This is a genomic window from Variovorax sp. J2P1-31 (assembly GCF_030317215.1).
Taxonomy (GTDB): domain Bacteria; phylum Pseudomonadota; class Gammaproteobacteria; order Burkholderiales; family Burkholderiaceae_C; genus Variovorax.
Genome location: NZ_JASZYA010000001.1, coordinates 257,872 through 271,413, shown reverse-complemented (window position 1 = coordinate 271,413; position 13,542 = coordinate 257,872). Strand labels below are relative to the sequence as shown.

Genomic DNA, 13,542 nt, shown 5'->3' with positions numbered 1-13,542 from the left:
TCGCGTTCTGCTGATGACCCCCACCCTCAACTTCGACGAACTAGACCTCTACGTCTGGGAAGGCAAGGCCGACATCGTCGAGCGCATCGAGCGCTGCATGGCCAGCTTCGACGTCGGCGTGGTGCGTGCCGATGGCATTCCGATGCCGCAGGACCGTTCGTCTTCGCGCGCGGCGCTGGCGGTGATCAGTGTGTCGGTGATCGACGGCGGCGGCATGCCGGTAACCACCGAGCTGCTGCAGGGCATGCCCGTGATCTGGGTGGCCGCGGCCTCGCGCGAGCGCGATGCGCGCAGCTATCCGCCCGACTACCTCTATGTGCTGCCCTACGACTTCACCGGCGCCGAACTGCGCACGCTGGTGGCGAAGCTGGTGCGCCAGCTGCGCGCGCGCTCGGTGCAGCCTGAAAAAACCAACACGCTGATCGCGCATTCGGAATCCATGCGCTCGCTGCTGAACGAGGTGAAGGCCTTTGCCGACTGCAAGCACAACGTGCTGGTGCGCGGCGAGACGGGTGTGGGCAAGGAGCGCATCGCCGAGCTGCTGCACCTGGGTCATCCGACCTACAGCACCGGCGCCTTCGTGCCGGTGAACTGCGGTGCGATTCCCGACGGGCTGTTCGAGTCGCTGTTCTTCGGCCATGCCAAGGGCTCGTTCACCGGGGCCGTGCATGCGCACCGCGGTTTTTTCGAACAGGCTTCGGGCGGCACGCTGTTCCTCGACGAGATCGGCGACCTGCCGCGCTACCAGCAGGTCAAGCTGCTGCGCGTGCTCGAGGACAACGCGGTCACGCGGCTGGGCTCGACCACGCCGGTGCGGCTCGACTTCCGGCTGGTGGCGGCGACCAACCGCGACCTGCGCGAGATGGTCGCGAGCGGCGACTTCCGTGCCGACCTGTTCTATCGCCTGGCGGTGATCGAACTGCACATCCCCAACCTCGAAGAGCGCGGCGTGGTCGACAAGATCGCGATCTTCAAGGCCATCCTGTCCGAGGTGCTCGAGGGCGAGGCGCTGCTGGAGAGCCTGCCCTACTGGCTGACCGATGCGGTCTCCAACACCTACTTCCCGGGCAACGTGCGGCAGCTGCGCAACCTGGCCGAACGCGTGGGTGTGATCGTGCGGCAGTTCGGCGTCTGGGACCGGGTGCTGATCGAGCGCGCGGTGGCGCTGATGCGCATCACGCCCGACGGCGTGCCGGCGACCGCGGCGCCCAACACGGTCGACCGCAAGGGCTGGAACAGCGGCGAGCGCAACCGCATCATCGCCGCGCTCGAGGCCAACGAATGGAAGCGCCAGGACTCGGCCCAGCAGCTGGGCATCAGCCGCAAGGTGCTCTGGGAAAAGATGCGCAAATACCAGATCATGGACGGCGAGCCGGAGATCCCCGAGGAGCATTGAGTTGAGCGAGCGGCGCGCCGAAGCGCACGCGCCCTCCTTGCCTCAGAGGCTTCCGAGCCGCGCGCTGCGGCGCAAGGCCAGGCCGGCCACGGGCGACCCGACGGCCACGGCCGGCACCGCCGTCGGCTCGCAGCGCACGCGTGCGATGCAGGGCGCGGCCAGCAGGCTGTCTTCCGTCAGCACCGGGCGCGGCGCGCCCGCGATCAGGCTGTCGATCCAGAGGTTGTCGCTGTCGGGCGCCACGAACAGCCGGCCCGCGGTGCGCTGCAGGCGCAGCTCGGTCACGCGCAGGTCGAACACCGCGTCGACGTAGTCCAGCAGCAGCGTGTAGTACTCGACCTGTGCATCGAGCACGTTGGGCAGCGTCTCGCGGCCGAAGGCCAGCAGCCGGCGCCGGCCCTGGAAGGCCAGTCCCGAATCGGTGACCGCGGCGCGCAGCTGCTGTTCGCGCTCGCGGCCCGCTGCCGTGCGGGCCCATGACGACGCGGTGAGTTCGACCAGGTTCTGCCGCGCACTCTCGAGCCTGGCCTCCTGGTTGGCGACCTCGGCGATGGCGGCCTTGACGCGCACCTGGCGGTCGAAGCCGTTGCCGAAGTTCCAGTTCAGCTCCAGCGCCGCGCGCGTGGGCTCCGAGGGCGACACGCCGCGCGGGTCCTTGGTCTTCACCAGCACCGCATCGACCGTCGGCCAGGCACTGGCCTCGTACTGCTCGACCGTGGCCTGCGCGCGCTGCACGCGGCCGCGCGCCTCGGCCAGTTCCGAGCTGCGGTCTTCGGCCTGCAGCAGGGCTTCGGCCTCGGAGGCTGGCTGCCATTGCAGGGGCACGGCGATCACGGGCAGGTGGGCGGTGTCGGGCGTGAAGCGGAAGAAGGTCGCGAACTTGGCCAGGGCCTCGCCGCGCTGCGCCTCGAAGTCCATCTCGCGCGCCGCGATGCCGGCGCGGCGCGAGGTGGCCATGCGCAGGTCGTTCTCGCCGGCCGCGCCCAGTTCGATGCGACGGCGCTCGGCGCGCGCGAGTTCGTCCAGCACCTCGGTGGACTTGCGCGCGATCTGCTTCTTGAGGTCGAAGCGCTGCACCTGCAGGTAGGCGGTCAGCGCATCCAGCACCACCTTCTGCGAGGTCGACTTGACGGCTTCGGCGCCGGCCTCGCTGCCGAATTCGGCGGCGCGCACGCGCGCGCTCATCGCGCCGCCGTCGAGCAGGCTCATGCGCAGGTCGGCCGTGACCAGCTGGTAGGCGCGCGAGCCGGTGCCCTGCACGCCGCTGTCGTAGCTGCCCGAGGCGGTGCCGACCTTGAGGCGCGGGTAGCGCGCGCTGCGGGCCGCATCGATCTCGAAGCTGCTGGTGTCGGCGGCGGCCTGCGCCGACTGCACGTCGGGATGTTCGCGCGCCAGCTGCACCAGCGCGGCCTTGATGCGGGCGCCCTGCCCGATCGCCTGGGTGTCGGGCGGCGCGAGCCGGCGCGCGACGGCCAGTGGCGCGGGCTCGGCCGCGGCGGCCACGGGCGCGGCCTGCAGCCAGCCCAGCGTGGCGACGCAGAAGGCCACGGCGGTGCGCGGGAATGACATGGGCCGCCTCATGGTTCGCGGAACGCTTCGCGCTTGAGCTTGAGCACCGGGCGCAGCATGTACCAGATGAAGGGATCGCTGCCGACGATCAGGTCGACCTCGGCCTCCATGCCGGCCGTGATGCGGTTCTCGGGCCGCCCCACGTGGCTCTTGTCGGTGCTCACCAGCAGCCGGTAGTACGGCGCGGCCGAGGCGCTCGCCGGGTCCTTGTCGGCATCGGCGGCCACCAGCATCACGCGGCCGTTGACCGAGCCGTAGCGCAGGAAGTCGTAGGCCGTGATCTTCACGCGCGCGGCCTGGCCGGCTTCAACGAAACCGCGGTCGTTGGGGCTGAGCTTGGCCTCGACCATGATCAGGTCCTGGTCGGGCACCACTTCCATGATGGCTTCGCCGGGTTTCACGACCCAGCCCGGGCCGGGGTTGCGCAGGCCCTTGACGATGCCGTCGGAGGGCGCCTTGACGGTGGTGCGCGAGCGCTGCGTCTTCGCACGCGCCAGGTCTTCGGTCAGGCTCGCGAACTGCCGCTCGACCGTGGCCAGTTCATCGGAGGCACGGCGCCGGTAGCGGCCTTCGGCCTCGGCCATCTTGGCCTGGGCCTCGGTGATGGCCGCCGCGGCCGACACCGCCATCTGGCGCGCGACTGCCAGGTCGGCGCGCACGGTCTCGGTCTGGCGGCGCTTCTCCAGCACCTCGACCTGTCCGATCAGTTTCTCGGCCAGCAACTGCTCGGAGATCTCCTGCTCCTTCTGCATCAGCGCCAGGCGCTCCTGCAGGCCGTAGATCTTGGCCTGCTGCTCCATCTGCCGGCTGCGGGCCTGTTCCATCGCGGACACCGCGCCGGCCATCACGCCGCGCTGCTCCATCGAACGCGCATCGAAGGCGCCCATCTCGCCGAGGTACACCGCCTCGTCGATGCCCTCGTCGAAGGACTTGCGCGTGAGCGGCAGCCCGCGGCTCTCGGCGATCAGGCGCACGCGCGCGCCCAGGGTCGAGGCATGGCGTGCCGTGAGTTCTTCCAAATTGAGCCCGCTGCCGCCCAGGTCGATCTCGACCAGCGACTGGCCCTGGCGCACCGTCTCGCCTTCCTTCACATAGACCGCGCTGACGATGCCGCCTTCCAGATGCTGGATCGACTTGACGCGGTCCGACGGGATCACGCGGCCCGGCGAGACCACCACCGTCTCCATGGGAAAGCACAGGGCCACCACGGCCAGCAGGGCGATGGCGCCGCCGATGAGCCACTGGCGGCGGCCGGTGCCGCCGCGCGCGGTGGCGGCCGACGCCACGAAGGCCTGGTCGCGCAGCACGCTGGGCAGGTCGGCCTGGGGGTTGTCTGCTGCACTCATCGCTCTGCTCCTGCGGCCAATGCCGCGAGGTTGACCGCGGCCTGCGCCGCGGCATCGGCTGCGGGCGATGCGCCCGCCTGGCCTGTCGAATCGGCCTCCGCCGGCTTGGGAACGGGCGCCACGGCCACCAGCTTTCGCACGCCGAAGAGCTTGGGCACCATGTCGGCGGCCGAGCCCTGCTCGACGCCGCCGTCGCCGCTCACGTGGTAGACCTGCGAGGCGGCCGACACCATGCGCAGCGAATGGGTCACGACCACCACCGTGCGCGTCTTGGCCACGGCCTGCAGCGTGGCCAGCAGCGCGAGTTCGCTCTGGATGTCGAGGTCGTTGCTGGGCTCGTCGAGGATCAGCACCGACGGGTTGCGCAGGAAGCTCAGCGCCAGCGCGAGCTTGCGTCGCTCGCCCACCGACAGGCCGGTGCCGCCCTCGCCCACCACCGTGCGGTAGCCGGCCGGCTGGCGCGAGATGAATTCGTGCACGCCGGCCACGCGGCAGGCAGTGAGGATCTGCTCGTCGCTCTGGCCGGGCGCGGCGCGGCGCAAGGTGTCCATCAGCTCGCCGCCGAACCAGTAGACCTCCTGCGGCAGGTAGCTGATCCACTGCGCGAGTTCGGCGCGCGCGAACTGCGAGACGTCGTACTCGCCGAGGCTGACGCTGCCGCGCGTGGGTTCGTAGAGGCCCGCGACCAGCTTCAGCAGCGTGGACTTGCCGGCGCCGTTCTTGCCGACGATCACGTGCAGCCCGCCCGGGCCCATCTCCAGGTCCAGGTGCTCGAGCACCGGCCGCGCGCCTTCGGCGAAGGCAAAGGACACGTCCTTGAGCACGATGCGGCCCGCGGGCTGCGGCAGCGCCACGCCCGAGGGCTCGCGCTCGACCGGCTCGGCCAGCACGGTCTCGAGGCGCTTGGCGGCCTCCGAGGCCGCGGCCAGCGAGCGCCAACTCGAGGCCAGGCCGGCCACCGGCTGCAGCGCCTTGATGGCCAGCATGTTGGCCGCGATCAGGCCGCCCACGGTCATCATCTGCGACATCACCGAGATCGCGCCGACGGTGATCACGACCACCGAGAACATGGTCAGCAGCACCGTGGTGCCGTCGCGTGCGGTCTCGATCTCGCCGTTCTTGCGGAAGCTCTCGGCCAGCCAGGCGTTGTAGGTCTCGCGCCAGAGCTGCACCGTGGGCGCGTCGTTGGCCTGCGTCTTGAGCGTCTCGCGGGCCTGGCAGATCTCGGAGGTCATGCGCTCCAGGCTGCGCCCGCGCTGCACTTCCTCGACCCGGCCCGCACGCACCTCGTCGGCCCACCACCAGGCGAGGAAAGACACGATGCCCAGGAAGGCGATCACCACCGGCAGCACCGGCAAGGCCACGATGCCGATCACGATCAATGCGAACACCGCCATCGGCAGGTCGAACACCGACATCGCGAGGCCGCCGGTGACGGTACCGCGCACCGCGCCCACGTCGCGGAAGTACTGGAACCAGGCCGAGGCGGGCCGGTGCTCGAGTGCACGCAGCGGGCGGTGCAGCATCGAGCCGAGCATCGCGCCCGACACATGGTGGTCGATCACCGCGCCGGCATCGCGCAGCAGGCGCGAGCGCTGATGGCGCAGCCAGAACTCGATGCACAGGAAACACAGGATGCCGCAGACCAGGGCCCACAAGGTCGACATGCCGCCGCGATAGATCACGCGGTCGTACACCTGCAGCAGGAAGATCGAGGGCAGCAGGCCGAACAGGCTGATCGGCAAGGACCACCAGGCCGCCGTGCGGATCAGCGGATAGGCCGCACCGAAGGCTTCCCGCAGCGCGCCGGCATAACTGCTGCCGCCCGGCTCCGTTGGCGTGTCGGCCACGAGTTGTCTCGGCAATAGGAACTTAAGCATGTCGGAAAGCCTTTGAGGAAAGCGCCCGTGCGCACCCCCAAATTGTCACTGGATTGTTACTCTTGACAAGTCTTGTTTCGACATCGGGACCACAGATTCGACGATCGGTGTCTGCAGCAGAAAGCGGTGGTAGGCGACGAAGCCCGAGAGGTAGTGCTCCACGTCGTCGATGCGCACGCGGAAGGCCTGGTGCCGGATGAAGAAGGAGCCGTTGATGGCCGCGGGCTTCTTGAAGTACATCGCCATCTCGGGCCAGAAGAAGCCGTTGAGCAGGTAGTGCGCGCGGTGCTCGAGCGCACGGTAGAACTTGGCGGTGTCGAAGTCGTCGAGCAGATGGCGCATGGTCGGCATGGCGCGCAGCCGGCGCAGCATCTGCTCGGCGGCCAGCATGAGCTCGAGCAGCGTGGGAAAGGTGGTCTTGCGTTCCAGCACGAAGTCCAGGTGGTCGGCCACGTTGAGCAGGCCGAAGCGGAAATACACCTCCAGCGGCCGCCAGCGCGTGAGTTCGTTCACGCAATAGCTCAGCCAGTGGTCGTGCGCGCGCCAGTGTTCGTTGGCGATGAAGTAGCCGAAGGCCTTCTCCACCACCGCCAGCCACCGGCCGTCGCGCGTCAGCGCATAGAGCCGCAGCAGCCCGAAGGCGGCTTCGCCGTCGTAGTAGATGATGCGCGAGGCCTGCTTGAGCGACAGGTCGCCGGCATGCAGCACATGGTAGAAGCGGCCCGTCTGCGGGTCCTGCAGCGAGGCGATGCCCAGGGCCAGCTTCTCGAGCAGCGGCAGCCAGCGGTCGCTGTCCATGAGCTCGCAGTACTTGACCATCGCAAGCAGGCACACGGCGTTGCCGCCCAGCTTGATCTCGTCGGCGGTGTCGATCAGGAAGGCGACTTCCTGGCCATCCGGCAGCGTGTACTGTCGCACCAGTTCCTTCGCCACATGCTCGATGGCGACCTCGATCGCATCCCGCAGCGCATCGTCGCGCGTGAGCTCCCAGGCCTCGAGCATGGCGTAGACCGAGCTCGCATGCCGCAGCGTGTTGTAGGTGGGAATGCGGCGATCGAAGCAGGGGAAGTGGCCGTAGACGAAGGCGCCGTTGTCACGCACCTGCTGCGCGAGGAAGGACGAGCCGCTGCGCACCAGCGCCAGCACGCGCTCGGAATCGAGCCGGTCGACGACCCGGCGGCCCGCGTTCAGGCCCGCGCCTTCGATGGCATGGGGCACGCCGTCGGGCTGGCAGAACACGCCGCGGGTCGACAGCAGGTAGACCTGGCCGGCGGGCGGCAGCTCGGGCATGGGGGCCGGGCCGAAGCGCGTGCGATGGTAGATGCCGAAGTTGCCGCGGTTGACCACCGCATGCTCGATGCCCGAGCCGCCGTACAGCATGGCGTTGGCGTTGAGCTCCTGCTCGGTGAAGGCGCATTCGAAGTCTTCGTCGAAGGCGATGCCGTAGCGGAAATAGTTGCGCTTGGTCAGCGCCAGCTGATGGGTCAGCCGCTCCCAGCTCACGGCGCGCGCGCCTTCGACCCAGTCGACGCGCAGCCACAGCGCGCCCGGTTCCTGCGTATCGATCCACTGCTGGAGCAGCTCGACGCCGCGCTGCCATGCGGTCGTGAAGTCCGGGCCGCCGGCGTGCACGACATGCGCACGCTGCTGGCCATCGGTGGCCGAAAAGAAGAACACGTAGGCCGGGTACGGCGCCGGCAGCGGCGCACAGTGCGACAGCAGGTGGTCCCGGCAGGCGCGCAACCGTTCCCTGAAAGCGATCATTGCGTTCCGGTCTCCGTGAGGGGCTGCCGGCTCAGCGGTAGCTGAACTCGACGCGGCGGTTGAGCTGGTAACCCGCCTCGGTCTGTTCCAGGGAGGCCGGCTTCTCCGTGCCCCAGCTCACAGCTTCGACCTGCGAGGTGTCCACGCCCAGCAGTGCCATGGCCTTCTTCACCGACTCGGAACGGCGCTGGCCCAGCGCCAGGTTGTATTCGCGGCCGCCGCGCACATCGGTGTGGCCTTCGAGCACCACCGACTCGGAACGGCGCGCGCGCAGGTAGTTGGCATGCGCCTCCACCACGCTGCGGTCGGCGGGCCGGATGGTCGACTTGTCGAAATCGAAGTAGACGATGCGGGCCACGCCGACCGGCCCGCGCTCGGCCTTCGGCGGTGCCGGATTGACGCGCACTCCCGCGACCGGACGCGAGGCCGGACGGTTGGCGTAGTAGTGGGTGGTCTGGTCGCTGCCGTCGCTGGGTGTCGCGCAACCCGCGAGCACCGTGGCCGCGGCCACCAGGCTCAGGCTGAGAAATCGGTTCATATGCTTTCCTTTGGGAGGGCGCGGGCCGCACCGTGGTGCGGGCCCGCGTTCAGAGGCAGGGCCCGGCCGCTCAGGCGAGGACGCCGTGCAGCAGCTGGCTGACAGGCGCACCCGCACCGCCTGCGGCGTTGTCGACGACGCTCGTGACCGGGGCCAGCAGGCCGCTGTTGCCGCCCAGCAGACCGCCCACGAGGCCGTGCTCGCCCAGCACACCGCCCAGCAGGCCCCCGCCCGCTGCGCCACCGCCGGCGCCGCCGAGCAGGCCGCCCACCAGGCCGCCGCCCGAGGCGCCGCCACCCAGCAGGCCACCGACCAGGCCGCTCTCGCCCAGCACGCCGCCCAGCAGACCGCCACCCGATGCGCCACCGCCCAGCAGGCCGCCGACCAGGCCGTCCTGGCCCAGCACGCCGTCGAGCAGGCTGCCACCCGAGGCGCCGCCGCCGAGCAGACCGCCCACCAGGCCGTCCTGGCCCAGCACGCCGCCCAGCAGGTCGCCACCGACCAAACCGCCCACCAGACCGTGCTCGCCCAACACGCCGTCGAGCAGACCGCCACCCGATGCGCCGCCGCCGAGCAGGCCGCCGACCAGGCCGTCCTGGCCCAGCACGCCACCCAGCAGGTCGCCTCCGACCAAGCCGCCCACCAGACCGTGCTCGCCCAGCACGCCGTCGAGCAGACCGCCACCCGATGCGCCGCCGCCGAGCAGGCTACCCACCAAACCATCCTGGCCCAGCACGCCGCCGAGCAGGTCACCACCCAGCAGGTCGCCGCCGATCAGGCCACCCACCAAGCCGTCCTGGCCCAGCACGCCGCCCAGCAAGTCACCGCCCAACAGATCGCCACCGATCAGCCCGCCGACCAGGCCATCCTGACCCAGCACGCCGCCGAGCAGGTCACCACCCAACAGGTCGCCACCGATCAGACCGCCCACCAGGCCGTCCTGACCCAGCACGCCGCCGAGCAGGTCACCACCCAACAGGTCGCCACCGATCAGACCGCCCACCAGGCCGTCCTGACCCAGCACGCCGCCGAGCAGGTCACCACCCAGCAGGTCGCCGCCGATCAGGCCACCCACCAAGCCGTCCTGGCCCAGCACGCCGCCGAGCAAGTCACCGCCCAACAGATCGCCGCCGATCAGGCCACCCACCAGGCCGTCCTGACCCAGCACGCCGCCGAGCAGGTCACCGCCCAACAGGTCGCCGCCGATCAGCCCGCCTACCAGGCCGTTCTCGCCCAGCACGCCACCCAGCAGGTCGCCGCCCAACAGGTCGCCACCGATCAGCCCGCCCACCAGGCCGTTCTCGCCCAGCACGCCGCCGAGCAGGTCACCACCCAACAGGTCACCACCGATCAGCCCGCCCACCAGGCCGTTCTCGCCCAGCACGCCGCCGAGCAGGTCACCACCCAGCAGATCGCCACCCGTCAAACCGCCCAGCAATCCGTCCTGGCCCAGCACGCCGCCCAGCAGGTCGCCGCCCACCAGATTCGCCACGCCGTCGGTCAGGAAGTCCACCTGGCCGATGACCGGGTTGATCAGGCTGTTCGTGGCGCCCTGGCCCAGCAGGCCGTCGGCCAGCGGGCTCACCAGGCCACCCGCCGTGGCCAGCAGGCCGCCGGTCAGGTCGTCGACCGGGTCGAGGATGTTGGGGTTGTTGGCGGTGAAGCTGTCGCCCAGCACCGGGGCCAGCAGGCCTTCGACCGCGCCGGTCGCGCCGGCGACCAGGCCACCCACGGGCTCGAGCAGGCCACCGGCCAGTTCGCCGACCACCGGCAGGCCGGCGACGACGTCGGTGGCATTGCCGACCAGCGTGTTGGCCGGCGACAGCAGCGAGTCGCCGCTCGGCGCCGGCGTTTGGCCGCCGGTGAGCCCATTGAGCAGGCCCCCCACCAGGCCGTTCTCGCCCAGCAGACCGTTGGCCAGGCCGGCGACCGGGCCTTGCGTGCCCAGGAGGCCACCGACCAGGCCGTCGTCCGCGAGCAGGCCGCCGACCAGGCCGTTCTCGGCCAGCAGGCCGCCCACCAGCGTGTCCGGGCCCAGCAGCGCGCCGGTCAGGCCGTCCTCGCCGGTCAGGCCGCTCAGCAGGCCCTGGTCGCCCAGCAGCGGGTCGAGCAGGCCGCCCACCAGGCCGTTGTCGGCCAGCAGGCCACCGACCAGGCCGTCTTCGGCGAGCAGGCCACCCACCAGGCCGTTCTCGGCCAGCAGGCCGCCGACCAGGCCGTCCTGGCCGAGCACGCCGTCCAACACGCCACCGACCAGGCTGCCTTCGCCCAGCAGGCCCTTGTCGCCCAGCAGGCCATTGACCAAGTCGGCCACCGGCGTGTCGGCCAGCAGGCCATTGACCACGCCACCGATCACCACGTCATCGACCAGGTGCACGACGCCGTCGGTCAGGTAATCGACCTGATGGGCGACACCGCCGAGCAGCGCGTCGGTGACGCCATTGCCCAGCACCTTGTCCAGGATCGGGCTCAGCACGCCGCCGGCCAGGCCGCCCACGGTGGCCACGACGTCATCGACCGGGTCCAGCGCATTGGGGTTGTTCGTGGTGAATTCACCACCCAGCAGCGGTGCCAGCGCACCGTCGAGGATGGTCGTCACGTTGTCGACCACGTGGGTCACCGGTGCCAGCGCGCCGCCCGTGCCGAGCACGCCGTCGACCGCGTCGACCAGATCGCCCACGACGCCATCGGCGGGATGGAGCAGCGTGTCGGAATCGGCGTCGGCGTCGGCGTCGGCGTCGGCGTCGGCGTCGGCGTCAGCGTCAGCGTCGGCATCCGCGTCGGCGTCCGCATCTGCATCTGCATCTGCATCTGCATCTGCATCTGCATCTGCATCTGCATCTGCATCTGCATCGGCGTCTGCGTCTGCGTCCGCATCGGCATCCGCGTCAGCGTCGGCGTCGGCGTCGGCGTCGGCGTCAGCATCTGCATCTGCGTCGGCGTCGGCGTCCGCATCCGCATCGGAGTCACCGTCCGCGTCCGCGTCCGCGTCCGCGTCGGCATCCGCGTCGGCATCGCTTTCGCCGCTGCCCGGAGGCACGGTCGTGCCGCCGCCACCGCTGTCGCCACCACCGTCGCTCAGCGCCGCACCGAGGGCCAGCGCGCCCAGTGCGCCGAGCGCGAACTCGCCCAGGCCGATGCCGCCGGCACCGGCCGCCACCTTCTTGGTCACTGCCACCGCGGCCGCGTCGCCCGCGCCTTCGGTCGGCGTGACCACCAAGTCGCCCGCGGCCAGGTCGACGTCGACCTGCTCCAGGCCGCCCGGCAGGCGCGTGGTCGCGATGGTCGCGTCGGTGCCGCCGGTGAACACGCCGGTGAGCGGTGCCTTGTCGGTGGCCGACGGGAAGGTCACGGCCGCCTGGCCGCCTTCCGGCACGATCACGCGGTCGCCGGCCAGCAGCGATTGCGAGCCCTGCACGGCGATCGTCTCGCCGCCGCGCATCACCGTGACGCCGGGCGTCGCGTTCGAGAGCGTGCCGGCACCGGTCGGCGCGGCCGCGACGGCGGAGGCCACGGCCCCGGTGGGTGCCGCCGTCGGCAGGCCGGAAGCCTGCGCGATGACAACGGGCTCCACGGCGGACGTGGAAACGGAAGTGGACGCAGCGGTCGATGTCGATGGAACGGTCATGGCACCCTCTTGAACAAAAAGATGCATCTCTTTCCGCAACTCGCGTGCCGCCGGCGTGCCGCCTCTTCTCTATTCCAGTCGGATTCAAGCTAAGTCATTGATTTCAAATGAATTGATTGAAATTCAATGGGTCGGCGAATGCCGTCGGGGACGTGTTACGAATGCGTTTTGAGTGGGGCGTTACGTAACATCCGCAAGCTCGTTCCGCCACACATGACAAGTCCATGTCCGACCTGAAAAAACAGACGCGGCGGCAAATGAATTCTTTAGGTTTAATTTTTAAAAAGCATTGAAAGGCGCGGGGCGCCCCGCCGATTTCCAACGGATTTCGCGCCATTGAAAAAGCCGCCGGTCCCGAAGGGCCGGCGGCTTTGTCGTTCAAGCGCAGCGCGAGATCAGTCCGCGTACACGCCCGCGGCCTTGATCACCGGCCCGAAGCGCGCGACTTCCGCCTGCACGAACTTCTTGTGCTCCGCCGGCTCCACGCGCTTGTCCGTCACCACCACCGCGCCCAGGCCCTCTTCCTTCTTGATGAAATCCGGGTCCTTCAACGCCACCTTCACCGCGTCGTTGAGCTTCTTGAGCACCGCCGGCGGCGTGCCCTTGGGCGCGTACAGCCCGTGCCAGATCGTGACCTGGAAGTTCTTCATGCCCGACTCGTCCAGCGTCGGGATGTCCTTCAAGGCCGGCGTCATCAGCCGCTTGAGCGTGGTCACCGCGTACGGCTTGACCTTCTTCGCCTCGATCTGGCTCGTGGTGTTGGTGGTCTGGTCGCACAGCAGGTCGATCTGGCCGCCCAGCAGGTCGGCGATCGCCGGCGCCGTGCCCTTGTACGGCACGGTGGTCATTTCCGCCTTCAGCTCGCTCTGGAACAAGAGGCCGCACAGGTGCGAAGCCGAGCCGATGCCCGCGTTGCCCAGGTTCACCTTGCCCGGGTTCTTGCCGATCCACTCGCGCAGTTCCTTGAAGTTGTTGGCTTCCAGCTGCGGCTTGCCGATCACGGTCATGGGCACGTCGTTGATCAGGCCCAGGTACTCGAAGTCGGTCTCGTAGTTGTAGGGCAGCTTGCGGTAGAGCACCGGGGTGGTGGCCATGCCCACGTGGGTGAGCAGCAGCGTGTAGCCGTCGGCCTTGGCGCGCGCGACCTTGGCGTTGCCGATGGTGCTGCCCGCGCCCGCGGCGTTATCGATCACGATGCTCACGCCGTCCAGCGGCTTGCGCATGGCCTCGGCCAGGTCGCGCGCCACGCGGTCGGTCGGGCCGCCGGCTGCGAAGGGCACCACGATCGTGATGACCTTGCCGTCGGGGTAGTTCTGGGCCTGGGCGCCCGCGGCCAGGGCCAGGGCCCCGAGGGCCAGGCCCAGCGTGTTCTTCAGCGTCGATTTCATGAGGGCTTCCGGGTCTTTCCGTCGTCGTCTTGT

The 13,542-nt window shown here is 69.8% G+C and carries 8 protein-coding genes; 1 reads left to right on the top strand and 7 read right to left on the bottom strand.

Features of this window, described 5'->3' with window-relative positions; translation table 11 throughout:
- The first annotated feature begins 13 nt into the window (after positions 1–13).
- The gene (locus QTI20_RS01260; protein WP_286550698.1) at positions 14–1,396 is read left to right on the top strand and encodes a sigma 54-interacting transcriptional regulator; all 1,383 of its coding nucleotides are present in this window, start codon (positions 14–16) and stop codon (positions 1,394–1,396) included.
- A 42-nt stretch (positions 1,397–1,438) separates the two neighbouring features.
- Here the strand turns inward: QTI20_RS01260 and QTI20_RS01255 are convergent, their stop codons facing one another.
- The 7 genes from QTI20_RS01255 to QTI20_RS01225 form a co-directional block, all read right to left on the bottom strand.
- Entirely contained in the window at positions 1,439–2,965 is a 1,527-nt protein-coding gene (locus QTI20_RS01255) for a TolC family protein (RefSeq protein ID WP_286550699.1), read from the bottom strand.
- 8 nt (positions 2,966–2,973) lie between these two features.
- Complete coding sequence (locus tag QTI20_RS01250; RefSeq protein WP_286550700.1) at positions 2,974–4,311, bottom strand: HlyD family type I secretion periplasmic adaptor subunit; 1,338 nt, start codon at positions 4,309–4,311, stop codon at positions 2,974–2,976.
- Positions 4,308–6,191 (bottom strand): peptidase domain-containing ABC transporter, encoded by a 1,884-nt coding sequence (locus tag QTI20_RS01245; protein WP_503011374.1) that lies wholly within the window; start codon positions 6,189–6,191, stop codon positions 4,308–4,310. The genes QTI20_RS01250 and QTI20_RS01245 overlap by 4 nt, the downstream gene beginning before the upstream one ends.
- A 45-nt stretch (positions 6,192–6,236) precedes the next feature.
- A complete protein-coding gene (locus QTI20_RS01240; protein ID WP_286574129.1) occupies positions 6,237–7,955 on the bottom strand; it encodes a YyaL domain-containing protein in 1,719 nt (572 codons plus the stop codon).
- 31 nt (positions 7,956–7,986) lie between these two features.
- Entirely contained in the window at positions 7,987–8,493 is a 507-nt protein-coding gene (locus tag QTI20_RS01235; RefSeq protein WP_286550703.1) for an OmpA family protein, read from the bottom strand.
- Between the two features lie 70 nt (positions 8,494–8,563).
- Entirely contained in the window at positions 8,564–12,121 is a 3,558-nt protein-coding gene (locus QTI20_RS01230) for a hypothetical protein (protein ID WP_286550704.1), read from the bottom strand.
- Positions 12,122–12,516: 395 nt separating this feature from the next.
- The gene (locus QTI20_RS01225; protein ID WP_286550705.1) at positions 12,517–13,509 is read right to left on the bottom strand and encodes a tripartite tricarboxylate transporter substrate-binding protein; all 993 of its coding nucleotides are present in this window, start codon (positions 13,507–13,509) and stop codon (positions 12,517–12,519) included.
- Positions 13,510–13,542 lie beyond the last annotated feature (33 nt).